Raw genomic sequence first — 24500 nt, 5'->3', positions numbered from 1 at the left:
AAGTTTAAAGGAGGATTTTTTAATGGTGTGAGAATGCGGGCTGCATTTTTAAAGTAAATTTTTACTTTGCCGGGATGAATTGGTAAACTGATACAGACTGGCAAAGTGAAAGTTTGTTCATCAGGTACGTTGAGCGTACAGCAATACTGCCATTGTAAACAATACCGGTTAAAAGCGTAGAATTGGTCATTAAAATTTCAATAAATGCTTCGTACATTTAAACTCCAATACATACAACAAACACCTAATAATTTCTCATGAAAAAATGTTTTGCCATTGTTACTGTGCTTCTCTTTACCCTGGCGTTAAAAGCCAATATCCGCTTGCCGAACGTAATCAATAATAATATGGTGCTGCAGCAGCAATCGGCTGTAAAATTATGGGGTTGGGCCGGGCCAGCTGAAAAGATATTTGTTACCACATCCTGGGATAACAAAACAGACAGCGTTATCGCTACCCGGGACGCCGTTTGGTCACTGAGCGTAAAAACACCTGCTGCCGGCGGGCCTTATACCATAACTTTAAAAGGTCAGAATACCATTGTGCTGAACAATGTGCTGATTGGGGAAGTGTGGGTTTGTTCCGGCCAGTCAAATATGGAGATGAATGACGGCTGGGGCGGTATACCGGATATTAAAGCTGCGTTGCCTGCCTGTGCCAACAGCAATATCAGGTTCTTCACCATTCCAAAAACTACCTCTCAATATCCGCAGGATAATTGTGGTGGCGAATGGGTTGCCTGCGACTCCAATACGCTGAAAGTGTTTAGCGCCGTGGCCTACTTCTTTGGTAAAAAACTGAATACAGATATGAACGTACCTGTTGGGTTGATCAGCACCAACTGGGGCGGCACACCGGCAGAAACATGGACGGAGGCAGGAGCAATTAACAATGATCCGGAATTAAAAAATGCCGCCGCAAAACAACAACCGTACGACTGGTGGCCGTACTTACCGGGTGCTGCATTTAACGGAATGATTGCACCTGTTACCAATTACAATATTGCCGGCGCAATTTGGTACCAGGGCGAAGGCAATACCATTGCGCCAGACACATACGGTAAACTATTAACTACCATGATTGGCAGCTGGCGCAAAGCATGGAGCAAGGAACTGCCATTTTATTATGTTCAGATTGCCCCCTTCACTTACGAAAATAAATTTATCTCCTCTGTAATAAGAGAGCAGCAGACAAAGGCCATGATATTTCCCAATGTTGGTATGGCTGTTATTACTGATTTGGTAGATAATGTAAAAGACATTCATCCGAAAGGTAAACGGCTGGTAGGCGAACGCCTTGCCAACTGGGCACTGGCACAAACTTACCATAAGGATGGCTTGCTGTTTAGAAGCCCGATGTATAAAAGCATGGAAGTGCAAAAAAATAAAGTCGTGATAACATTTGACAATGCGCCCAATGGCCTTATGACAACTGGTAAAAATATTACCGAAGTATACATTGCCGGAGCCGATAAAATATTTGTACCGGCCACTGCAAAAATCGATAAAGATAAGTTGATTGTGACAAGCACTAAAGTGCCACAGCCTGTAGCAGTCAGGTTTTCGTTCAGCAATGCCGCCATGGGCAATTTATTCAGCAAGGAAGGATTGCCGGTAAATCCTTTCAGAACAGATGACTGGGAACTTGACAGAAGTAAAGAATAAATTATCCGCATTTGTATCGAATACATCTTTTATTTTTATGCGGCTGGTAATTACCGGCCGCTTTTAATTTGTACCCATTACTGCCATGTTTTAATTTGTATTAAACATATAGTTATAGTCAATCCCTGTTACTAATTTGTTATTCTACATAAACACGGTTGTTGTAAACCAAATTGCGCATTGCCATTTTTACTTTCTTCAATCCTTCTAAATAGGCTAGAGCAAGAGGTTTCCCAATACGGGACTTATTTGTACAATGCCTTATAATCTGTGAGCAATTATTTACTCTCACCATTACAGACTCAGCGTTAAAAAAAGCGGTAACTCAGGAAAGTCGCCTAGTTACAAAGCAAAATCAAAATAACCTTGCACACCTGATAAATAATCTTAAATGGGATCAAAGTTTGATGATTGTAAGATTATCAAAGCCAGTAAATTTCATTACCAATTTTTAAAAAATATCACTGCTCATGCCCCCTGTCTTTTCATAAATTTCCGTGCGACATATTATATTATCCAGAAACTTATTTACAAGCTAGATTAAAAAATCAACCCCAAAAGATGAAAAATTTTAAACTGATTTCAACATCAATTGTTTTGTGCGCCTTCATAATTACCAGCTGCACAAAAGAAATTGGTACCAGCAACAATCCCAACTTACAAAGCGAAAGTACTTTATCAAAGCAACCAGCATTGATAGCTGCAGATTTACAGCTAAAGCTCACCAAATTACGTGCATCTATGCCCGCAGGCTATGAAAAACGGGTGCAAAAAAATACTGCATTATTATTAAAAATGCATCCTGAATACCGGGCCATGGTACAACGGGCGTTGAATGCAAGTTCTCCAGCAAGCTGTAATGATAATACGCCATTAAATCAGTTATTGGCCAGCCAGCTGGCAGACTGGAACAGCGATATTATTTACTTTGCGCTGGCGACTGGTATGCTTGATTTTCCTACCTACGATGCGCTGTTATTTGAAAATACCGCAGCCACACAATATTTTGGCGTGAAAGGAGAATACACCCAAATAATGGCAAAGACTTTTAAAGACCTGAAACGCTTTTGGAATATTCAATCAAACAATATTGTGTTGGTGGGAATGCACGGAAGTATGTTGCTGAACCGGGATAAATTGATCAGGATTGATATGATTCTTTATGGCGACAGCCAGGTAACAGCAGCATATACTGCAGACCTGATTATATTATTGTTGAAAGATGTACCTCAGTATCAAAACGGCAACCATCCGATTTTTACGTTTAATTCATTTGCGCAAAATGCTTTTACTTTTTCTCCCTATGGAACAATACCCGCCAAAATTGTGATGGGAGATGGCATTATGCAGGACTTTACTGCGACAGGTTATGGAGACGTAGCGCCGCAGGCAATACTGGCCCATGAATTTGGCCACCAGATTCAGTTCCAGCTGGGCGTATTTGGAACTGTAAGCAGCCCCGAAGCAACAAGAAGAACTGAGTTGATGGCTGATGCATATTCAGCTTATTACCTTTCTCATGCCCGTGGTGCGTCTATGCAGTGGAAAAGGGTGCAGCTATTTATGCAGGTGTTTTTCAATATTGGCGATTGCCAGGTTACAAATGATGGACATCATGGAACGCCAACACAAAGAATGGCTTCTGCACAATGGGGTTACAGCGTTGCCAACGATGCACAAAGACAGGGACGTATTTTAACCAGCCAGGAATTTACAGCGCTTTTTGAAAAGCAGTTACCGGCGATTTTACTGAAATAATGCTAGCGGAAAACCTGACAATAAATGACAAGCGGCTGAATATTTTCAGCCGTTTGTCATTGGTAATGCCTGCATTCGCTATAAACCCATTTCATCCGCACTGGGCCCATAACTTCCGGGAATGGGAATATTTAGTAACCGGAGATAAACACCCAGTTGCGCCCGGTGATGAATGATTTGCGAAAAACACATTCTAATTACCTCTCCTTTTGGATCTTTTACCCAAATCTCTTCCCCATTGCGCAGGGTCCAGATGTCATTCAGCTGTTCATCTTTTCCATTGGCTAATGCGGTTCTTGCCTGAACAAGGTTTTTTTCGAACAAGGACAGCAACTCCGCTGTGTTGTCAACATCTTCGGGCTGGTACGGGTTCGTGGCGAAATCAAGTTCGCTGGTGTTCAGCGTCATGCCAAACCAGGTAAATATATCAGCGATGTGAGTTGCCAATACTTTAATGGTCATACTCTTTTGATGTGGTTTCCAGTCGTATTGATCGTCGGGAATAACGGAAAACATCTTACGGGTAGTAATTGCTTCTTTTTCTAGCTCTTTTTGGAATGTTGCAATTTGTGACATGGTATAATCGTTTTGTTTATACCACAAAGAAAATCCGGGCTTGTGACAGCCTTATGTCAGCAGGAAAAATTAAATTAAAAAAAGTATAGAAAAAAACAGTTGCCTTGCTTTGATGCGACATCAATTAGCCGCATTTACTTTTTTTGAAATGGAAGCCAGCGCAACTTTTACTTCATCCATCAAAGCTTGCGGACTTTTAATAATCGCATGATCACCGAATAAAAGGAACCATCTTGCAAAACCAATTAGTGAGCCGGTTAAAAAAGTCATTTCAATGGTGTTGGCATCTGCTTCTTTTTGCGATACAAAACCATTGTAATATTTCTGATCACCAAAATAAGGAAGCACATTTTTATCAATCAGCAGCACCACAGTCTGCAAATTTTTTTCTTTGGATACCTTATTCAAAAAACTTTTTAAAGATGGGTGCTGCTTTTCGAAATGTACATCCATTACAGTAAGCTTAGTAATACTGCCGAATTTAAAAGTGCGATAGTCTTTACGCAAACGGCAGTAGGCTACCATATACCAGTTTTCGCCTAAATAATAAATGCCTACCGGCTCCACGTCCCGGTTGCTTTGTTGTTGATTGTGGTTGGCAAAATAATCAAGCTGCAATACTTTTTTGGCAGCAATACTTTGCAATACCTGCTGCAGGTGAATGGTATCATTGCTGCGTTTGGGAACATATTGATTTTCGATTACCTCAATATGCTGCTCCATATCTTCCAGGTAATCTTTTTCCGTAAGCCGCAGTACTGCTTTAACTTTCAGCATGGCGGTGCCATAATTTTTCCTGGTAGAGACATCGGTTAATTTTTCTACCAGCTTTTCTGCGGTTAAAAAAGCGGTGGCTTCATCCCGGGTAAACATTACGGGTGGCAGCCGGTATCCCTCCATGATTGAATAGCCAACACCTGCTTCGCCAATTACGGGCACACCTGCTTCATCCAATGCTTTTACGTCGCGGTAAACCGTGCGCAAACTAATGTTAAACCGGTCGGCAATTTCCTGTGCTTTTACAACACGTTTAGATTGTAGCTGAATGAGGATGGCAGTGACACGATCAATACGGTTCATTTTTTTATTTGTGTAAGCGTAAAAATAGAACTTGCCCGTAAACAAAATCTATAAAAATACAATTTTAATTCAGCGGAAAATGCTGAATAAAGATCTTATAATGGTTAATAGCAGACGATTCATTCTGCATAAGCTGATTTTCTTAATTATTCAGGATTAAATTGCGGGCATAATTATCTTTAAAAAACTTCCTCCATTTTGAGCGAACTTTAATAAACTGACGCCAGAAATATTTTTCTTTTTAAAGTGATGCAATCTAAGAATATGTTGAAAATTGTTACGCTGAAAGCTTTCCTGTTTTGCACATTGTGCTGCAATGCACAGTTGGGTAAAAAACTGGATAGCCTGTTGTTTCAGCAAGCGAAAGATCAGCCTGGGTTTGCCTTATTAATAGAGCAGGATGGAAAAGCATTGTATAACAAGCAGGCTGGGCTTGCTGTGCTGGAAGGAGCTAAAGCAATTGATGCAGGCACTAATTTTCGCATGGCTTCAATCACCAAGCAATTTACAGCAATGGGTATTTTGTTGCTGGAGAAGAATCACCAACTTTCAATAAATGATGCTATTGGCAAATGGTTGCCGGGGCTGCCTGCTGGTGTTGGCAACAGGGTGCACATCAGCCACCTGCTCACTCATTCATCCGGCATACTGGATTATGAAGAACTGATGCCTGCATCACAAACAAAACAGTTGCTTGATGCAGATATACTGCAATTATTGCAATCACACGATACAACTTATTTCACGCCGGGGACCCAATTCAGGTACAGCAATTCGGGTTTTTGTTTGCTGGCGCTCATTATTGAAAAAGTGTCGCATCAGCATTATGCAGCATTTATAAAGCAAAAAATTTTCATACCATTGCATATGGATTCGTCAATTGTGTATGAAGCGAATGCATTGATAGTACACAGGGCTATGGGCTATGCCAAAGACAGCAGTGGAAATGTTTTTTTCAGCGACCAAAGTATGACAAGTGCTACCAAAGGTGATGGAGGTGTCTATACATCCATCAATGATTATCGTAAATGGATGAAAGGCATTCAGAATAATACCTTGCTGAATTTACCGAAAATTATGCAACGCATGCATGTTGCAGCGGGAGGTGTAGCCAATGCATATTACAGTGCCGGCTGGTTTTATAAAACTTCGGATTCATTGGTTTTGTTTCATTCCGGCAGTACCTGCGGGTTTAATAATTATGTGATCACTGTACCATTCAAAAAAATATCTATTGTATTTTTTTCCAACCTGGCAGAAAATGCCAGCCTGTTCCGGCATATTCTTAAAACCCTTCACCAGTGTGGCTTTGCAGATTATACGGGCTTGTTTGCGTTGCATGAATTAACCAGATAACACCAGCAGTAATTTTTTTGTAATAGCTAATTGTCTTCAAATTACTCAATCTTAAAAAGTGTTTAGATAGCAGGCTTCTTTTTTCTAAACCTACATCTCATCAAAACGAAGTTTTTTAACCATTCGTCGAAACAACCTGCACGTTAAACGAAAAATCCAAAACAGCCTGATAATTCGTTGCATTTTTACATCAGATAAGAACAAAAGCTAAGCTTACAAATCAAGACCAACATCCAAATCCCTTAAAAGACCAAAAAGACCAAATACTAAGAAGAATTAAAAACCAACATCCAAATCCCTTTAAAAGACCAGTAAGAACGAGATCCTGAGAAGAAATAAAGAACCAGCATCCTGAGAAAATAAAGTAAAAACCAATAATCCGATCCTTTAAAAAACCAACAAAAACCAAAACCAACAAAAGAATTAAGAATCAGTATTCTACAAAAGATTTAAAACCATTTTTTTTAATAGACAACTGGCTCCAGTGATTGCAAACTTTGAAATAATAAAAAAAATTATTCAAAAGCAGTTGCAATAAAATGATCATTACAAACGCTAATATAAAAGTTTAACGTACCCGAACCCCTACACTTTACATGCCCCATTTTTTGGGGCATTTTTTATAACGATAACTGATCAGGCTAATTATTTTTTATCCTTCACACAACGGAAACCAACAGTTGCATTTCGTTCAAAGCCCGGGCTAACCCGTAACAGGTATTGCCGGTAATGCAATTCTCTCGGTCCGCTTTGTACATACCACCAGCTGCTGGAGGGTTTAAAATAAGAACCGCCTTTCATCATAATGTAACGGTGACTGCCGCTCATATACAAATCGTTTGTTAACTGCCATACACAACCTACCAGATCATTCAGGCCGTATGGATTGGCTCCTGCAGGATAGCTTCCAACAGGATATAATTTTCCATTACCCAGGTTGCAGCGGGAAGAATCAATGCCCTGAAGCTGGCTAACGGTAAGGGTAGCATTGACCACTTCTTCTTTTCTGGTTACAGGTTGCTGCTGTAGCCACGGCCATTCCCGCAAATCGAGCGTTTGCGCTGCATACTGCCATTCCAATTCAGAAGGAAGGCGTTTGCCGCACCATGCTGCATATACTTTTGCATCTTCATAACTGATATACACTACAGGAAAATTCTCCTTTCCCTGCGGAATAGTGCCGTTTATCCAGTGCTTTAAAAAATTCGCTTTATCGGTCGGCCGGTAGGCGGTCGCATCCAGGAATTTTTTAAACTCCCGGTTGGTAACGGGATATCGATCCATAAAAAAAGAAGGCATTGAAAATACGCTGTCCTGGTCCTGTTTTGGATAAGCAATGAACTCATCTCCATTGGTAGCATTGAATTTAAATTTTCCGGCTGGTATTACGACCATTCCGGCAGGTGTGCTAACTGACGGTATAGTTGGCTGCATTACAGACACACGTCGTGGAGTACCTGGGGCAATCGTAACAATTGTTTCGTCCTGCAAAATTCCGTCCTTCATTAACTGGATCACAAAATCGCCTTCATAACGCCCAAAATATTTACTGATGCTTATTTTTTGCCGACCAGGTTTAAACAGCACAACCTGCTTGTCATAAGCAGGCATGCCAGCCCATATGCGAAGTTCAGTTCCTTTGTTTGCTGCCTCAAGTGTGAGCTCATCACCATTCAGCTTTGCCTGTATTAAAATGGGTAAACGTGCAATGCAATCTACTTCACCTTCGTTGTTGGTGCCGAGATCACTTGCATTAAATGCATCCGTGGCGGCTTGGATAAACCATTGATTGTTGTTACTAGCGGGCTCCAATAAACGATGTTGCCACAGGTCAGCATAATGAAAGTTTTTGGCAGGTTCCACAGTAAAAAGATTTCCCTTATAACCTGCAGGGATGGTGCTGTAAATGGTATAGATAATTTTATCATCGTGTTCCCACTTGTTTACCCAAATGCTGTCTGCAGTTACGGGTATGAGCGGAGTATAGCCACGATTGACAAAGTTGTCTGTATTTTCTCTCAATATCCTGCTGGTGCGGCCCAAATATTTATACTGTTCTTCCACCCACGCAGGCTGACCGGGCGCCATGATATTGATCTCTGTTCCATAGCCATTGAAAAATGAAGTGGCAAATTCTCTTTTTATTTTTTCCTTAAACAATTCGGCCACACGGAAGATGGTAAATTCAGGTTTAATAAGCTTGTTCAAATTGAGCATGGGCGGATAATACAACGCATTGTGCACCCTGCCCGACACGATGTTCGGCATGTCTTTAGGTACCGCCATTCCTTCACTGTACATGATTACGCCCGGCCTTATTTTATCTGCTGTTTGCTGCAATTCCCTGCTGGATTCTCCTTTGGTATCCAGGACTACACCATCTGCTGTAACTGAGCCTATCAGGTCTGCCAGACCTTCAAAATGATTTTTGCTGTTGGTGCTTTCATCCCAGGGATTATAACAAATAAAAAAACGGGCGCCCATTTTTCTGCTCATTACAGCCTGCTTTTGCATGGCTTTTATGCCACCGGGCAAATCATGAAATAAATCAAACTGGTTGCGCTGATCAAGACCCAGCGTTGGCCAGGTGGGCCATATGCTTACTACGTCATCACCTCCATATAACTTTTTACCTCTTGCTAAAAAATCCTTCAGCTTGTATTTGCCTTCATTGCTGTCGTAATAAAATTTATCCCATGCATCCATCAGGTGCAATACATAACTATGCCGCATCCATTGCAGATCCTTTCGCTGGTACAAGCTGTCGTTGAATGTATCCAGGTCATACAGCCAGCGCTGCTGAAAAGCCAGGTTCAATCCCTGTTGCCAGTTGCCTGTATACATTTCCCCGTAGATAATATAGTCTACGCTGCCTCCCGGATACAGGACGGTTTCGAATCTTTTTCGTTCGCCCTGTTTTATGGAGCTGCGGTTGCGCCGGCTCAACAGCATTAATTTTTTATCTGCCGAAACAGGAAACCCATTGTAGCCAAGCTCCCAGGCATTGTCAGGTACAATTACATTCACCGGCAATTTGCCCGGTAGGAAAAGATTCGTGCGGGAAAGCGGGTGCGATCCCAGCCCGGTGATATATACTTCGCTCCCCTGCCGTTGCAGCGGAAGCACGTTGCTTAATTCAATGGTATCTGCTGAAGTATTGGTGAATGTTACGGTAGCTTTTACATAGGGAGCCACTGTATCTTTAAAGTTTACGCTAACCTGAACCAGGGGAGAACCTGCATTGATGGAATACTGTTGTTGGTTGATGCTATAACCCAACAGGGCAACAGGTTTTTGAAGCGATAAAGTTTTGTCTCCTGTAACAACGGAAATAATTTGTTTGTTTTCATTGAGGACTATTTTACTCAAGCCCAATTGGGCATTGACTGCTGGCGGAAAAAAAATAAACTGTATTGCGAAAGAAAATATGAGGAAGCAGGTTTGATATTTGTTCATATTGGATGTATAAAAATAAAGTGACTAAAACTGTAATTTAAATTACTACTGGTTAGTTATTACAAGATAATATTTTGCAACCTCAGTTTGTTACAATTTTATTACCATCTGATTTGTCTGTAATCAATTTGAATCAATGTTTTTCTAAAAGATTTGTATTGCTTCGTTTTATCAAAACGAGGATTTCTATTCATTCGTCGAAACAAGTGATACATTAAACGAAAAATAAAAAACCAGCCAGATATTCGTTGCATTTTTACATCAGAAGAAAACAAAGCAGCTAAGTTTTAAGTAACAAATCCCGAATCCCAATTCCTTTAAAAAGCCAGTATGGCAGCCAATATCCTAAGAAAAAAAATCAAATCCTACAGAATTACCTGAAACCTTTTAAAAACCAACAACAACTATTTGAAAGAATTTTTTCATGATTTTGAGCATTAAAAATTCAACTGCAGGAAAAACCGATGTTAATAAAACAACAGTAAAAAGCACGATAAAATAGTTAAAGAAAGCTCCGATGATACTTTAACGTACCCTGAAACCCTACATTTAAAATGTCCCGTCCGCGGGACATTTTTCCTTTATTGAACGATGACATATTGGAAAAATCAGTTGAAGATACCGTTGGCTATAGGGTAAAGTACCATCGTTAAAACAAATAAAATTCTTCCATCCAGCATAGCTTTGTCGGCGTTGAGTTTTGGCGATGCAAGGAACTTATCGTCCGTACAATTCATACAGCCCAGTATAATGTCTGTATTTTTAAAATCAACTTTTCCCTCCGAATCGGAAAATATTAAACCGGGGTTGGGAGAGTTTCCGCCGCAAAAAGTAAAATTGCCTTCATTTAATGTGCGCAGCTCAAACAGGGGCATGCCGGGATGTATACCACTTTTTGTTAACCAGTCATTTTCAGCGGTAAATTTATCATAACCTTCCTGGCTTTTTAATTTGTGCGCTCCGCCAATGAGTATATTATCGAGGTTGCGCCTGTTCAGGCCATCCCGCCAAACAAAAATTACCTGGCGTTTGGTATTATTAAAAAGTACGGAACATTTTACAATATCATTTTTTGAAAAATAGTACACATCTTTTTTTACATGTTTTTCACCAAAATAATAAACCAGGTATTCGTGTGAGGTAAAATCCAGCAGGTCCTCTGCAAAATGTACATCGCGGGTTAACGGAAATTCTTTTTTAAAAAATGTAATTCCATACCAATTGGTGCCATCTTCATTTATTACAGTTGCATCTGCTGTATAATCTTCATGCTGATATAAATGTGATTTTACCGTGCTATCCTTTTCGTATTCGCAGTAGAAGGAATCTTTTTTTAATTTGTCAATTATGCCGGTATATTCTGCGGGCGAAGTGGTTTGGTAAGTAAGTGTAAACGTTTCTTTGAGGGACGAGATTTGCATCCTTCTCGCTATCGAATCAGCCGTCTTTTTTTTGCTGTTTTTTATAACGGGGCGGTATTGATAGGTTCTGACGACGGTATCGCCAAATGATTCGGAGCCAGTGAAACGATATTTTTTACCTGTTACCTGTTTTTCTATTTTATAATGGTCGCCGGACAACATGTCAATCAACCTGGATGCAGAAAAATCCTGGGCGTTTGCGGACGTAAAAAATGCTATGCAAATAAATACAAGTAAAAATCTTCTCATTGAGGTTAGCAGTTATCTTGAACAAAAGATGCAGGGTATGGATTGTAATTGCATTCGATCACTTACTCAATAAGTAATTAACCGGGCTAAGAAATTCCATACACCCCATCCGGATTGGTTTTTATACTGCCAATTTACAATAAAAAAAATAACCCGCTTTGTGATGAGCTAAATTTGAATTTTGGAAGAAGAAATAGGATGGTTGAGGTTTCACTTTGGGACCTCCTTTTACAGACTTTCAAAGCGATGGATCAATAAGACAGAATTATTTGTGTTGCCTGAATAACCATTCCATCATCAATGGATCTTTATAGGCGGCCAGCCAGGAAAAATGCCCGGTTGAAGGATATTGTGTAAACCCGGGATGAGCACCAGCTTTTACGAGCGCTTCCAACATACTTACCGAGAAGGCGGGGTTTACCGCGGGGTCTTCTGCACCGTGAAAAATCCAGATAGGCATTTTCGCAATCAGCGGTGCCTTGGAAACATCGCCACCACCACAAACAGGAACTGCGGCAGCAAATAAATCGGGGTATCTTTCAATTGCATCGTAAGTGCCAAAGCCCCCCATTGATAAGCCTGTTATGTAGATGCGATTGGTATCAATGGCAAATTTTTTAATCATCTCATGTACCAGGTCAATCACAAGACCCATTACTTTTGAAGGGCTGGGCTTTAGTTTAAGATCAGTACTTTTATCTCTTCCGTCAAAATTGCTCCAGCCTTCCTTTTCAGGGCATTGCGGGGCAATTACAAAAGCAGGATGCATGGACATGGCCTCGTCGGTAGCAAAATTTTGTGCACCCCATTTGAGCTGCGCTTCATTGTCATTTCCCCGCTCGCCGCTGCCATGTAAAAAAATTACCAATGGGTATTTTTGCATGTTGTCTGCATCCGGAAAAAGCATGCGGTATCGCAGTGTATCCTGGTGGTTGATGTATTTTTCAAAACTGAACCGACCGCTTTGCGCCTGTAATGATTGTATACCTGCCAGTAATAAAAATGCCAGGCAGCAAATACCTGTTTTAATGTTGCGAGAAATCATGGTACTGTTTTTTAGAAACTAAATATAAGATAATAGCAGCAATAGATTTATGGGTATGGCCAGCTCATTTTTACCAAACCCGTCGCCTGGAGTTGACAGCACTTTCCGGTAAAAATTTTTTCACCAGCAATAACCCGGCAAAGAAGCCGCCGATATGCGCTGCATAGGCAATGCCGGTCGCCTCATTGCCCCCCAGGTAGCCGGTACCGTTGGCAAGCTGCAGCAGTATCCAGGAGCCGAGTACAATAAAGGCCGGCACATGTATAAAAAAGAACAATAGAAAAACGGTCACTCTTCGCGTTGGAAAAAATAGCAGGTAGGCGCCCATTACACCCGAGATAGCACCGGATGCACCCAGGCTTGGGATGAGGTGATTTTCACCAAACAGGTAATCCGTAAACACATGAGTTAACGAGGCTAGAATGCCACATAGTAAATAGAAGAAAAAATAACGTACATGTCCAAGCCGGTCTTCGATATTATCGCCAAAAATATACAGGTACAGCATGTTGCCGCCGAGGTGTGCAATGCCGCCATGCATAAACATACTTGTTAACAATGTAAGCCAAACTGGAATGGCTGTAATACCCAGACCTGGAATTTGCATGGTTCGCCCGCTCACGGGATCATGTACAATTACCGCATCAGTTACTATATCGTGGCCTGATAAAATTTCTGCCGGTACCGTGGCATAGCTGTAGGTAAAATTGGTGTTGGTGCCCCACTGCTGATAAACAATAAACACCAGTATGTTGAGTACGATGAAAATTAAATTTACAACAGGAAATGTTTTACGGTCTGAATTGTCGTCGCTGATAGGGAGCATGAAAGTGGTTTTATTTTTCCGGCAAAATTTGTTGCATCCAATACAAGTGCTATATAAAAAGCATTGCACAAATGTACATATGGCCGGTGTGGAAATTACCCTTGCCAGAACAATTATTAAACCAAATTTTGCTGAAAAAATATTCGTTATTCTATTGGCGCACGCTCTTCATTTTCGTTATTGCTCTTTTTAAATTCCAGCTTGCCAAACTTCCAGGTAAAATTAAGGGCGATGGAACGGAAAGGTATTTTTCGCTCACTATTTACCGAAAACCCAGGGCCAAATAATTCTGTTTTTTGACTTACATATTCCTGCAGAAAATTATTTGCACTTAATGCAAGGCTTCCTTTCTTTTTCCAGAACTGTTTGCGCATCGCAAAACTGTAAGTGGTAAAAGAAGGATACCTGCCCTGCGCCTCGTGCCGCGGCGAATTGAAGTTGCCGAAAAATTCAGCTACCAGCGTATTGGTAAACTGGTAGTTGGCGTTCAGGTTAAAACGATAATTAAAACTGTTATAATCGTAGCCCTTGTCCAGTGTATTGATGGTATGCCGTCTGAATATAAATACATTGCTGCGCAGGCCAAATTTGGTATTGATGTGTACATCTGCAAAAAGGTTCATTCCCACGTTTTGCTCCTTGCCAATATTTTGGCGGGTGCTAACTGTTACGTTTGTGTAGGTGGTATCGCCCACTGTAAATGAAGGATAGTAAACCAGGTAAGGTTGTATATCATTTTCATTCAGGCGGTAAAACAAATTGGCCATAACTGATCCTGTTTTGCCCATATCACGGCTATAACCTAACTCATAGCGGTGACCGATTTCGGGCTGCAGATTGGAATTGCCTGCAGTGAGATTTTTAGGATCGTTGGTATTTACAAAAGGGTTCAGGTCATCATATCCCGGCCGCTCAATTCTTTTGGAATAGCTGAGTTTAATGGTATGATGATCGCCGATTTTTTTTGATAAAAAAACCGAAGGAACCAGTGTATTATAGCCCGGTATTTTTACCTGGTGTTGCGCATTGGAATAATAAGAATTGATTTCTGTACGCTCATACCGTTCCCCAATTTTTGCCTGGAATAGTTTTGCCACGTGGAAGCTGATTTCGCTGTACAGCGCATATACCTTTTGATGGTATTTTAAATTATTACTGAGCGAAGCATCCGGCTGGTATAACTGCAGGTCCGCAAGATAACCATCCACTAGTGAAGTACTGTTGATATTATAAAAAGACGACTTGCCACCAATACCAAAGTTGACATCTTTCATAACGGGCTGCGCATAATCTATCCTTATTTCTGTTTGATTTACTTTGCCGGGGTTACTGCTTTTGCGGCCGTAAAACAAAGAGTCCTGCGGCAACAGCAATTGTTCATTTGCAGAAGTATTTTTATTGGTTTCCGAACTAGTGTTGACATTTATTTCCAGCTCCTGGTCTTCCTTCGCAAATGTTCTCTTATAGTTTAAACCAGCATCAACATTACTGGATTTATAAAGAGAATTGGAATTGATGCCAGAAAGTATAGGTGGTTGCCCGGCAACTTTATCTGAATGCAGCACCTGGTTGTTATGCCCGGTGCCTGTGTAACCAAAATCGTTATAAGACAGGGAGCCGGAAAAGTTATTGTGTTTTTTATACGTCCAGTCAAAACCGGTACCAGCCTGCAATCCGTGGCGCTCAAACCGGCCTGTTCCTTCCTGGTGCAGGGTACTGTTGCTGATACTGTCTGTTGTTAAACGGTCACTGGTGGAATGTGTAGTTGAAGTAAGGCGCTGATTACCGCTGATAAATGCATTGACACCAAAATTGTTTTTACGGGCATTTAAATTAAAAGAACCATTTTCATTCCTGGTGCCTGCGGTTAAGGATAGATTGCCATTATATCCTTTTGCCGTACTGGTTTTTAAAATGATATTAATTATGCCGCCCATGCCCTGTGCATCATATTTAGCGCCCGGATTGGTAATTACTTCGATGCTTTTTATCTGGCTTGCCGGGATGGCTTGCAATACATCTGCAATGCTGCTTCCAAAAGCGGTGGAGGGTTTTCCATTAACCAAAAAACGAATGCCCGAACTGCCCGCCAGCTGCACATTGCCATCTACATCTATAGAAACCTGCGGTACTTTTTTCAGCACATCTGTCGCTACGCCGGACTGAGAGCTGATGTCCTTCTCGGCATTGTACACCATTTTATCAATCTTATTCTCTACCAGTTTGCTTTGTGCAACCACCGTTACTGATTGCAGGTTCGTTTTTTGCGGATCAAGCGCAATGGTTTTTACATCCATTACGGGGTTGGTTTTATCGAGCCGCACATCTTTTATACTGACCGATTTGTAACCTATAAATTCAAACACAATCGTGTACACGCCGTCTTTAATTTCATTTATTATAAAGTGGCCTTTATTATCTGTAACTGTTCCGTTCACCGGTTTGGTACTTCCTTTTGTAAATAAACTCACGGTAGCATATTCCAGTGGAAGATGAGAGATTGAATCCCGGATGTTGCCAGAAACGGTATTTGTTCTTTCATCCTGGGCCTGCACCATTAATATGGACACAAGTATAATCAACGACAGTACTATTTTTTTCATTCAACTTATTTAAGTGGATGCAAATTTCTCATCTAAAGCTCAAACATGACCGATAATAAAAAAGTTGTGGCATATTTTATTTAAACGGCAACTATAACTGATAAATTAACCCTACATTCATGGTCTTAAAATGCTAACCCCCTAAGCAACGATTTCCAATACTACTTATGCCTGACCGAAATCAAGATGTTCGGTCATAACCGTCATACTTTCAGAATATTTAATTGACTTGCTTTATAAAAAATAAAAAAATTGTAATGTCTTTAATCCGGTTTATTATGTTTTGCTTCTTTTTTGTTGGACTTACAATCATTGTAAAGTCTATGAAATCAAGCTAATACTTCCCCAATTTTAGTTGGTTTGGATAATTCCTATAACAAGAAATGACTTTAATTGAATATGAAATTGTTTGCCGATTCTTTGCCGGCCAATGCCGCACGGCAATATTTTACAATTAAGATGCCAGTAAATGGCAATAATTAATTGGTATCTATTCAGCCTTATCTGAGGGCTTCTTTATTTTTTCGAACAATAAAAAATGCTGAATCGGTAAAAAATCACCTTTAAAACTCAGCTTAAAGCCATTTGCATTGAGTTCTTTATTCAGCTGGGTCACGGTAGTTTTATGCAATGCTTTGACAGGAATAGACGCATCTTCACCACGGTACTCGATCAGTAATAATTTGCCATCGCTTTTTAGTGCGGTATAAATGGAACGTAACATTTCTGCCGGGTATTCCAACTCATGATATACATCGGTCATTATCGCCAGGTCGGTACTGTTTGGCGGCAGGTTGGGAGAAAGAACTGTGCTCTTGATGATGTCTACCACACTGTCTTTTAATTGTTGTTTTTTGTTTTTGAGGAGGGCAATCATTTCATCCTGTATCTCCACAGCATATACTTTTCCTTGTGGTACTTTAGCCGCCAACCGAAAACTGTAATACCCCGTGCCAGCGCCGATATCAGCCACTACGCCGGTTGCAGGCAATTGTATTTTTGCTATGGCGAGCGATGTATTTTCTTCTTTATCGCGATCATCTCTCTCCAGCCAGTCGCTGCCCGAGGCGCCCATTACATGTGCAATTTCACGCCCAAGATAAAATTTTCCAATACCATCCTCCGAAGCCTTGCCAATAGTATAATCCGGTTTTTTTGCTGTTGATTTTAATACAGCGTCATTCTGTTGCGGGTGGCAAGCTGAAAAGCAACAACTGAAATAAACAAAAAAAAGTACAAGTTTTAATTTCATGGCTTCAAAATTATTCGTAACTGTTTGGTACAACAAGGAAACAACATGCAACAGTAAAATGTTTTATCAAAATAACCATCAAATAAACTTCCTGCAATCCGGCGCATCCAGGCAACCGGGCAGGCTATTTATTTTCGCTGAAATTAACTTCAAGTTGCGCTTAGTAAACTATCGGATATCTGCTTCGGTTGGCATAGGTAAATCAATCAGCAGCTGATTAAAGTAATTTGATTTTACGGCATGATAAAACCAAATCACATCTGAAATGTTTTCATGACCGTGAACATCTGCCAGTTTAAAAATCAACAGGTAAATAATGCCCGCAGCAGGCAGTATGTGTATTTTATGATTAATATAAGTCCATCGGTCATGTGGCGGAATAATCAACGTTGCCTGGTATTCCCGGAATAAGCCGTACGACATATCATGCAGTTCAATGGTACGGTAAATGCGGTCTCTTTTTTCAGGTATTTCATCAAGGCTGGGTGCCAGTATTTCCATGGCTGCCATCAGGCCCGCAAGACCATGACGTTTGTGGGCCGGTTTGCCCGTGAGCGGATGTGGCATCACCATTTTTTTATCTTCCACCGGTTTACCAATATCATGCAATAAAGCAACTACTTTCAGCTCATTTTTTAATTCTTCCTTGTCTACATTTAACTGCTTTAAAAGATTGAATAAGTCTCCGTAAAAACCTGTTTCAGGTTGCTTGAAGATGGTTTCCACATTGTCATACACCTGCTGCAAATGATCTGTCAGCATAATACCACTGTTATTGCTGTAATGATTGTCCAAAGTGACAGCTGCCGTTTGCCACCAGTGAGATTGTTTAATGATTTGTTCTATTTGGGGCAGGTTAAACATAGCAGAATTTATAAAAAGTAAAAGTACATTTTTGATAAGTAACATTTCGTAAATGCATCTCCTTCTTAAAGCACTTGCGGCGATATTTTGAAAGCGGATGTTTTAGGTCACGCTTAGTCAATTGATGCTGGTTATTTATTATTTCGTAATTTTCATCATAACAATTGCCAGGCAATTCAAAAATAGATTTTACCCAAATGCCCAAGGCGAAAAACTTGCACTATGCCCGATAAAAAAAAATTATTAAAAGTGAAGGCGAACGGGTTTGAATTTTCCTTCACTGAAGCCGAAGCGGCTGCTGCCGATATAATACAAACCGCCCCGGGTGAGTATAGCCTGTTGCACGAAACGCAATCGCTGAATGTAAAAATGCTGCAAACTGACATGGCTTCGAAAAATTTTACCGTAGAAGTTGACGGAGAAAATTTTGAGGTGTCTGTTAAAGATGAGATGGACGAAGTACTTGACAAAATGGGCTTTGGTTTAGCAACGAATAAGCACATAAAGGAAATAAAAGCGCCTATGCCGGGCAAGGTGCTGGAGATTGCTGTAACCAATGGCCAGTCTGTAAATGAAGGGGATAAAATGCTGATTCTGGAAGCTATGAAAATGGAGAATTGTATTGTAATCAGCACCGCAGCCATCATAAAAAAAATAGCCGTAACGGCCGGGCAAACGGTAGAAAAAGGCCAGGTTTTAATAGAGCTGGAATAAGTTTTTGTGCAGACCTTTAAAATAACAAATGCAATGCAAAAAATATTAGTAGCCAACCGCGGAGAAATTGCGTTGCGTATCCTTCGCACCATCCGTAAAATGGGCATCCGGTCGGTAGCCGTTTTTTCAGAACCAGACAGAAATGCACCTCATGTACTATACGCTGATGAAGCGGTTTGCCTGGGAGCGGCGCCATCTACCCAATCTTACTTAAACGGTGAAGCCATCATTGCTTTTGCCAAACAATTGAATGTGGATGGTATTCACCCCGGATATGGTTTTTTAAGCGAGAATGCTGCGTTTGCACAAATGGTGGAAGACGCAGGCATCGTGTTTATTGGACCTTCGCCAGAAGCTATGCGTATAATGGGAAGTAAACTTGCAGCTAAGGCTTGTGTTAAAAAATACAACGTGCCCATGGTGCCAGGTGTTGATACGGCTATTGAAGATGTAGCAATGGCAAAAAAAACAGCCGCAGCAATTGGCTACCCGGTTTTAATAAAAGCCTCCGCGGGCGGTGGTGGTAAAGGAATGCGGGTGGTAGAAAAAGAAGCAGATTTTGAGGAACAGATGCAGCGGGCTTCCAGCGAAGCAACCTCCTCTTTTGGTGACGGGGCTGTTTTTATTGAAAAATATGTTGCCTGTCCACGGCACATCGAAATACAAGTGCTGGCGGATAAAGCGGGCAATACCGTTCACTTATTTGAGCGGGAGTGCAGCATTCAGCGAAGGCATCAGAAAGTAGTGGAAGAATCACCCTCCTCCATTCTGACACCAGCATTGCGCAAAGCCATGGGAGCGGCAGCTGTGATGGTGGCAAAATCCTGTAATTATTTCAGCACCGGTACAGTTGAGTTTTTGATGGATGAACAACTCAATTTTTATTTTCTTGAAATGAATACCCGGTTGCAGGTGGAACATCCCGTAACCGAAATGATCACCGGCATTGACCTTGTGGAAGAACAAATAAAAATTGCCCGGGGAGAATTATTAGGATTTTCACAAGAAGACATCACCATTAACGGACATGCACTGGAACTACGGGTTTATGCAGAAGATCCGTTCAATAATTTTTTGCCATCGATTGGAACGCTCACTACCTATTCGCCACCATCAGGCGATGGGATAAGAGTAGATGATGGATATAAAGAAGGAATGAGCATCCCTATTTATTATGATCCCATGATTGCAAAACTGGTAACGCACGGAAAAAACAGGATAGAAGCCATTCAAAAAATGAAGGAGGCTATAGCTGCATATAAAATTGAAGGTGTGTCCACCACATTACCTTTCGGCAGTTTTGTTATGCAGCACGACGCTTTTGTTTCAGGAAAATTCGATACTCATTTTGTAAAAACTTTTTACAGCCCTGAAAAGATAAAAGCGCAGCAGCAGGTAAAAGCGCATGCCGCAGCGATTGTCGCATTGCATTATTGGATAGAAGAACAAAAAATTACAAGAGCGGTGGAAAATAAATCTACCAGCTGGAAAAGAAGGCTGGCCTGAACCAAACACCGGTACAATTATTTTTAAATTTTTTTTGATGAAATCAAAAACGGAACTGTTACAAAAAAAGATAGCGGAAGGCAAAGCGGGCGGCGGTGCTGAAAGGAATGCGATTCAGCATAAAAAAGGAAAATTGACGGCGAGAGAACGGATTAATTTATTGATGGACTCCGGATCATTTGAGGAGATTGGTGCGCTGGTCTTGCACCGCACAAAAGATTTCGGTATGGAAGATCAGCAGTATTACGGCGACGGCGTAATCACCGGCTATGGAACTGTCAATGGCCGGTTGCTGTATGTTTTTGCGCAGGACTTTACCGTGTTTGGCGGCGCTTTATCTGAAACACATGCGGAAAAAATTTGCCGCATTATGGATCTTGCCATGAAGACGGGAGCGCCCATGGTTGGATTGAACGATTCAGGCGGCGCAAGGATACAGGAAGGGGTACGTTCACTCGGAGGCTATGCCGATATTTTTTACAGGAATGTGATGGCTTCCGGCGTTATCCCGCAGTTATCGGCCATAATGGGCCCCTGCGCCGGTGGTGCTGTATATTCGCCTGCCATTACAGATTTTACACTGATGGTAGAAAACAGCAGTTACATGTTTGTTACAGGTCCGAATGTTGTAAAAACCGTTACCAATGAAGCGGTAAGTTCAGAAGAGCTGGGTGGAGCCTCTACGCATTCAACCAAATCGGGCGTAACACATTTAACCGCTGCCAACGACATGGAATGTATTGCGCAGATGAAAAAATTACTGAGCTACATGCCGCAAAACTGCGAAGATGTTGTGCCAAAGTACGCCTATACACCGCAGGATGAAACCCGCGGGTGCCTGGAAGAAATTATTCCTGAAAGTACCCATCAGCCTTATGACATCCGCCAAGTGATTGATGGCATTTGTGATACCCAAAGTTTTTTTGAAATTCATACCAACTATGCCCAAAATATTGTTGTTGGTTTTGCAAGGCTGGCTGGCAGAAGTATTGGCATTGTTGCCAATCAGCCGATGTGCCTTGCAGGTGTGCTGGATATTGACAGCTCAAAAAAAGGTGCCCGCTTTACCCGCTTTTGCGATTGTTTTAATATTCCTTTACTGGTGCTGGTAGATGTGCCGGGCTTTTTACCGGGAACCGACCAGGAGTGGAACGGCATTATTACCAACGGTGCCAAATTATTATTCGCTTTGAGTGAGGCCACTGTACCAAGAGTGACCGTAATTACACGTAAGGCTTATGGCGGAGCTTATGATGTGATGAATTCAAAACACATTGGTGCTGATATGAATTTTGCCTGGCCTACTGCGGAGATAGCAGTGATGGGCGCAAAAGGCGCCAGCGAAATTATTTTTAAAAAAGAAATTGCGGAAGCTGCAGATCCGGCAAAAAAATTACTGGAAAAAGAGGCGGAGTATGCAGAAAAATTTGCAACGCCCTACCTTGCCGCTGAGAGGGGTTTTATTGATGAGGTAATTGAACCAAAAGATACCCGGAAAAAATTAATCAAGGCATATGCCATGCTGGAAAATAAAGTGGCGAAGCGGCCGAGAAAAAAACATGGCAATATTCCTTTGTAAAAAACGGCGCCATTGCTCTTTTATTCAATAACCTCTCTGTTTACACCCGGGATTTCCATTACCAGGTTTTCGCCATAGGCGCTGGCGGGGGTTTGATAGCCGGGAGAAAAATTACCATTTAATATTTTTTGTACAATTATCAAAGCGCTGTGCGTAGTTAAGGTATATCCTTCCGGAGCACTCATACGCACAATAGCCGTTTTTCCATCTTCATTTATCACCTGCCCCCAAACCAGGCTGCGGGCATTAGTTCGCTGCTCGTCAGCCGGACCAGCCGGCTGGCGGTTAATTTTATTTTTAATGATTTTACGGATGCTGCTTCTGCGCAGTACCCAGTTAAATAGCCATTGCAATTTTAATAAAGTAAAAGTTTTTTTAGCAACCCCGGTATAAGTTTCAATATTGGGAATGCCTGTGGTAAACCATGCAGTGGATACGTCGCCCCATGGAATGCTCATTACAAACAATTGCTTAGGGCCAAAGTCAACCCACATGCCTTTTTTACCCAGCGGAACTTTTACTATTTTTCCGTCTTTTCTTTCAGCTCCGCCCTCGCCTAATTTATCCGTCATTGTAGTGGCTGTTCCGTGGGATAATGAGCCGCCTGTAGTGGCAAAAGCCAGCTGAAGCCGCACGGCATTAGGTAATAAATTTTTTAACTGCAGCGCAATACAGTCGGTAGGCACCACATCAAAACCGGCACCTGGCAACAGCATCACACCTGCTTTTTTGGCTGAGGCATCATATTGCTTTATCATCTCAAAAACCTCAATGCTGCCATTGATATCAAGGTAATGTGTGCCCGTAAGCAGGCAAGCCAGTACCATTGGTTTTGCTGTATACTCAAAAGGTCCGGCAGCATGTATTACGGCTTTCACTTCTTTAAGGGCGGCCAGCAAAGCACCTCCGTCATTCATGTCAAAGATTCTATAAGGCAATCCTAATTTAGCAGCCAATGGAGCAATCTGTTCCTTTCGTCTGCCTGCTAGTATGGGCAGCAACTTGTATTGCATGGCATGCCTTGCAATTAACTCACCCGTATATCCATTTGCACCATATAAAAGAAACTCGTGTTGCATGATTAAAAATACGATAAACAAGAATACTATTTAATTTAAGCAACAGTTATTCCGGCAACTAAACCGAAATCCTGGCAAGCCATCACTTTTACAGCGTGCGTGTACAAACGTGTTTTTAAACCGTCATCCCTTTAGGAACCTGACACTATCCGTTTTTGCAATGTGTAGTCAATAAAAAATGCTAATTTACCCATCTTAAAAACTAATTGTGAAGTATTTAAAGGTTTTATATATACAGGTAATCATTGGCATTTTGGCGGGGGTATTGGTTGGGTTTTTGTTCCCTGGTTTTGCAACTACAGCACAGCTGATCAGTGAAACATTCATTAACATGATCCGCATGGTGATTGCCCCGGTGATATTTTTTACGATCGTAAGCGGTATTGCGGGTGCCGGCGAATTAAAAAAAGCAGGCCGCATAGGCGGCAAAGCTATTTTGTATTTTGAGATAGTAACAACCCTGGCACTTATAATTGGGTTAATAGTTGCTAACCTTGTAAAACCCGGTGCAGGTATAGTGTACAGCAATATGCAGGCAGATAAAGTGGCGCAATATGCAACGCAGGCAAAGGCAATGAACTGGGGAGAATTTTTTTCGCATATTGTTCCAACCAATATTGTGGAATCATTTGCCAAAGGCGATATTTTACAGGTCCTTTTTTTTAGTGTGCTGTTTGCTATAGGACTGAAATGGATTGGTAACAAGGGAATCCCCTTGTTGAATAGTTTTGAAACCATCAATAAAGTGTTGTTTAATATCTTAAAGATCGTGATGCGGCTTAGTCCCATCGGGGCCTTTGGTGGTATGGCTTTTACAATCGGCAAATTTGGCTTTACAAGCCTTGCTTTGCTGGGCAAACTAATGCTTGCTTTTTATATTACGGGCTTGCTGTTTATTTTTGTGGTGCTGAATTTAATAGCCCGTTATTATAAATTTAGTTTATGGAAATTGCTGGTTTACATCAAAGAAGAAATTCTAATAGTATTGGGTAGCAGCAGCAGCGAAGTAGCCTTGCCGTCAGTTATAAAAAAGCTGGAAGATGCCGGATGTGATAAGGAAGTAGTAGGATTAATTATCCCGACCGGTTATAGTTTTAACCTGGATGGAACTACCATTTATTTAAGCATGAGTGTAATATTTCTGGCCCAGGTATTTCACGTGGATTTGTCGCTTGGGCAACAGTTAACTATTATCGGCATATTACTGTTAACCAGTAAAGGTGCTGCAGGCGTTACAGGCAGCGGTTTTATTGTATTGGCATCTACATTAACTGCATTAAAAGTAATCCCGTTGGAGGGACTGGGTTTGTTGATTGGGGTAGATCGTTTTATGAGTGAGGGAAGGGCACTGATCAATTTTATTGGTAATACAGTTGCCACCGTTGTGATAGCAAAAAGTGAAAAAGCCATTAATGAAAACGTTTACAAGCATGTAGTTACGCTGGGCAGGAATGCTTCAAAAGAAGGATAGC

At 41.3% G+C, this 24500-nt stretch carries 17 protein-coding genes; 7 read left to right on the top strand and 10 right to left on the bottom strand.

Going from position 1 to position 24500, the window contains the following annotated elements; genetic code table 11:
- The first annotated feature begins 257 nt into the window (after positions 1-257).
- Both JWR61_RS18990 and JWR61_RS18985 read left to right on the top strand, forming a co-directional pair.
- Entirely contained in the window at positions 258-1664 is a 1407-nt protein-coding gene (locus tag JWR61_RS18990) for a sialate O-acetylesterase (RefSeq protein WP_301929304.1), read from the top strand.
- A gap of 561 nt (positions 1665-2225) precedes the next feature.
- A complete protein-coding gene (locus JWR61_RS18985; protein ID WP_301929303.1) occupies positions 2226-3422 on the top strand; it encodes a hypothetical protein in 1197 nt (398 codons plus the stop codon).
- Positions 3423-3500: 78 nt separating this feature from the next.
- Here the strand turns inward: JWR61_RS18985 and JWR61_RS18980 are convergent, their stop codons facing one another.
- Positions 3501-3998: a DinB family protein gene (locus JWR61_RS18980; RefSeq protein ID WP_301929302.1), complete on the bottom strand. Its 498-nt coding sequence runs from the start codon at positions 3996-3998 to the stop codon at positions 3501-3503.
- Positions 3999-4118: 120 nt separating this feature from the next.
- Complete coding sequence (locus tag JWR61_RS18975) at positions 4119-5078, bottom strand: YafY family protein (RefSeq protein ID WP_301929301.1); 960 nt, start codon at positions 5076-5078, stop codon at positions 4119-4121.
- A gap of 264 nt (positions 5079-5342) precedes the next feature.
- Here JWR61_RS18975 and JWR61_RS18970 point away from each other — a divergent pair, with 264 nt between their 5' ends.
- The gene (locus JWR61_RS18970; protein ID WP_301929300.1) at positions 5343-6434 is read left to right on the top strand and encodes a serine hydrolase; all 1092 of its coding nucleotides are present in this window, start codon (positions 5343-5345) and stop codon (positions 6432-6434) included.
- 645 nt (positions 6435-7079) lie between these two features.
- Here the strand turns inward: JWR61_RS18970 and JWR61_RS18965 are convergent.
- The 7 genes from JWR61_RS18965 to JWR61_RS18935 all read right to left on the bottom strand — a co-directional run bounded on the left by JWR61_RS18965 (position 7080) and on the right by JWR61_RS18935 (position 18150).
- On the bottom strand, positions 7080-9890 hold the full coding sequence (locus JWR61_RS18965) for an SUMF1/EgtB/PvdO family nonheme iron enzyme (protein WP_301929299.1): 2811 nt from the start codon (positions 9888-9890) through the stop codon (positions 7080-7082).
- A gap of 608 nt (positions 9891-10498) precedes the next feature.
- Positions 10499-11560 carry a hypothetical protein gene (locus JWR61_RS18960; protein WP_301929298.1) on the bottom strand — a complete coding sequence of 354 codons (1062 nt, stop codon included), beginning with the start codon at positions 11558-11560 and terminating at the stop codon, positions 10499-10501.
- 265 nt (positions 11561-11825) lie between these two features.
- Positions 11826-12605 carry a prolyl oligopeptidase family serine peptidase gene (locus tag JWR61_RS18955; RefSeq protein ID WP_301929297.1) on the bottom strand — a complete coding sequence of 260 codons (780 nt, stop codon included), beginning with the start codon at positions 12603-12605 and terminating at the stop codon, positions 11826-11828.
- A gap of 70 nt (positions 12606-12675) precedes the next feature.
- Positions 12676-13431: a rhomboid family intramembrane serine protease gene (locus JWR61_RS18950; protein WP_301929296.1), complete on the bottom strand. Its 756-nt coding sequence runs from the start codon at positions 13429-13431 to the stop codon at positions 12676-12678.
- Between the two features lie 146 nt (positions 13432-13577).
- Complete coding sequence (locus JWR61_RS18945; protein WP_301929295.1) at positions 13578-16034, bottom strand: TonB-dependent receptor; 2457 nt, start codon at positions 16032-16034, stop codon at positions 13578-13580.
- Positions 16035-16524: 490 nt separating this feature from the next.
- A complete protein-coding gene (locus JWR61_RS18940) occupies positions 16525-17286 on the bottom strand; it encodes a class I SAM-dependent methyltransferase (RefSeq protein WP_301929294.1) in 762 nt (253 codons plus the stop codon).
- A gap of 168 nt (positions 17287-17454) precedes the next feature.
- Complete coding sequence (locus JWR61_RS18935; RefSeq protein WP_301929293.1) at positions 17455-18150, bottom strand: hypothetical protein; 696 nt, start codon at positions 18148-18150, stop codon at positions 17455-17457.
- A 222-nt stretch (positions 18151-18372) separates the two neighbouring features.
- Between JWR61_RS18935 and JWR61_RS18930 the strand changes: the two genes are divergently transcribed.
- From JWR61_RS18930 to JWR61_RS18920, 3 genes are read left to right on the top strand one after another with little or no spacing between them, the layout of a single operon-like run.
- Positions 18373-18864, top strand: coding sequence for a biotin/lipoyl-containing protein (locus tag JWR61_RS18930; RefSeq protein ID WP_301929292.1), 492 nt, complete (start codon positions 18373-18375; stop codon positions 18862-18864).
- A gap of 33 nt (positions 18865-18897) precedes the next feature.
- Positions 18898-20370, top strand: a complete 1473-nt coding sequence (accC, locus tag JWR61_RS18925; protein WP_301929291.1) for an acetyl-CoA carboxylase biotin carboxylase subunit — start codon at positions 18898-18900, stop codon at positions 20368-20370.
- A 37-nt stretch (positions 20371-20407) separates the two neighbouring features.
- Complete coding sequence (locus JWR61_RS18920; RefSeq protein WP_301929290.1) at positions 20408-21949, top strand: acyl-CoA carboxylase subunit beta; 1542 nt, start codon at positions 20408-20410, stop codon at positions 21947-21949.
- Between the two features lie 20 nt (positions 21950-21969).
- Here the strand turns inward: JWR61_RS18920 and JWR61_RS18915 are convergent, their stop codons facing one another.
- On the bottom strand, positions 21970-23028 hold the full coding sequence (locus JWR61_RS18915; RefSeq protein ID WP_301929289.1) for a trans-acting enoyl reductase family protein: 1059 nt from the start codon (positions 23026-23028) through the stop codon (positions 21970-21972).
- Positions 23029-23236: 208 nt separating this feature from the next.
- Between JWR61_RS18915 and dctA the strand changes: the two genes are divergently transcribed.
- Complete coding sequence (gene dctA, locus JWR61_RS18910; protein WP_301929288.1) at positions 23237-24499, top strand: C4-dicarboxylate transporter DctA; 1263 nt, start codon at positions 23237-23239, stop codon at positions 24497-24499.
- Position 24500: the final 1 nt, after the last annotated feature.

Origin of the sequence: Ferruginibacter sp. (genome assembly GCF_028288465.1) — a bacterium.
Taxonomy (GTDB): Bacteria; Bacteroidota; Bacteroidia; order Chitinophagales; family Chitinophagaceae; genus Ferruginibacter.
Note: the sequence above shows the minus strand (reverse complement) of the source record. Positions and strands in the feature narration are given on the sequence as shown.

Excerpts from the sequence above, each read along its gene's own strand:
- accC (WP_301929291.1), top strand. The coding sequence starts at position 18,898 with ATGCAAAAAATATTAGTAGCCAACCGCGGAGAAATTGCGTTGCGTATC.
- JWR61_RS18985 (WP_301929303.1), top strand. The coding sequence starts at position 2,226 with ATGAAAAATTTTAAACTGATTTCAACATCAATTGTTTTGTGCGCCTTC.
- JWR61_RS18930 (WP_301929292.1), top strand. The coding sequence starts at position 18,373 with ATGCCCGATAAAAAAAAATTATTAAAAGTGAAGGCGAACGGGTTTGAA.
- JWR61_RS18940 (WP_301929294.1), bottom strand. The coding sequence starts at position 17,286 with ATGAAATTAAAACTTGTACTTTTTTTTGTTTATTTCAGTTGTTGCTTT.
- JWR61_RS18975 (WP_301929301.1), bottom strand. The coding sequence starts at position 5,078 with ATGAACCGTATTGATCGTGTCACTGCCATCCTCATTCAGCTACAATCT.
- JWR61_RS18990 (WP_301929304.1), top strand. The coding sequence starts at position 258 with ATGAAAAAATGTTTTGCCATTGTTACTGTGCTTCTCTTTACCCTGGCG.
- JWR61_RS18915 (WP_301929289.1), bottom strand. The coding sequence starts at position 23,028 with ATGCAACACGAGTTTCTTTTATATGGTGCAAATGGATATACGGGTGAG.
- JWR61_RS18955 (WP_301929297.1), bottom strand. The coding sequence starts at position 12,605 with ATGATTTCTCGCAACATTAAAACAGGTATTTGCTGCCTGGCATTTTTA.
- JWR61_RS18965 (WP_301929299.1), bottom strand. The coding sequence starts at position 9,890 with ATGAACAAATATCAAACCTGCTTCCTCATATTTTCTTTCGCAATACAG.
- JWR61_RS18920 (WP_301929290.1), top strand. The coding sequence starts at position 20,408 with ATGAAATCAAAAACGGAACTGTTACAAAAAAAGATAGCGGAAGGCAAA.
- JWR61_RS18970 (WP_301929300.1), top strand. The coding sequence starts at position 5,343 with ATGTTGAAAATTGTTACGCTGAAAGCTTTCCTGTTTTGCACATTGTGC.
- JWR61_RS18945 (WP_301929295.1), bottom strand. The coding sequence starts at position 16,034 with ATGAAAAAAATAGTACTGTCGTTGATTATACTTGTGTCCATATTAATG.
- JWR61_RS18950 (WP_301929296.1), bottom strand. The coding sequence starts at position 13,431 with ATGCTCCCTATCAGCGACGACAATTCAGACCGTAAAACATTTCCTGTT.
- JWR61_RS18960 (WP_301929298.1), bottom strand. The coding sequence starts at position 11,560 with ATGAGAAGATTTTTACTTGTATTTATTTGCATAGCATTTTTTACGTCC.
- JWR61_RS18935 (WP_301929293.1), bottom strand. The coding sequence starts at position 18,150 with ATGTTTAACCTGCCCCAAATAGAACAAATCATTAAACAATCTCACTGG.
- JWR61_RS18980 (WP_301929302.1), bottom strand. The coding sequence starts at position 3,998 with ATGTCACAAATTGCAACATTCCAAAAAGAGCTAGAAAAAGAAGCAATT.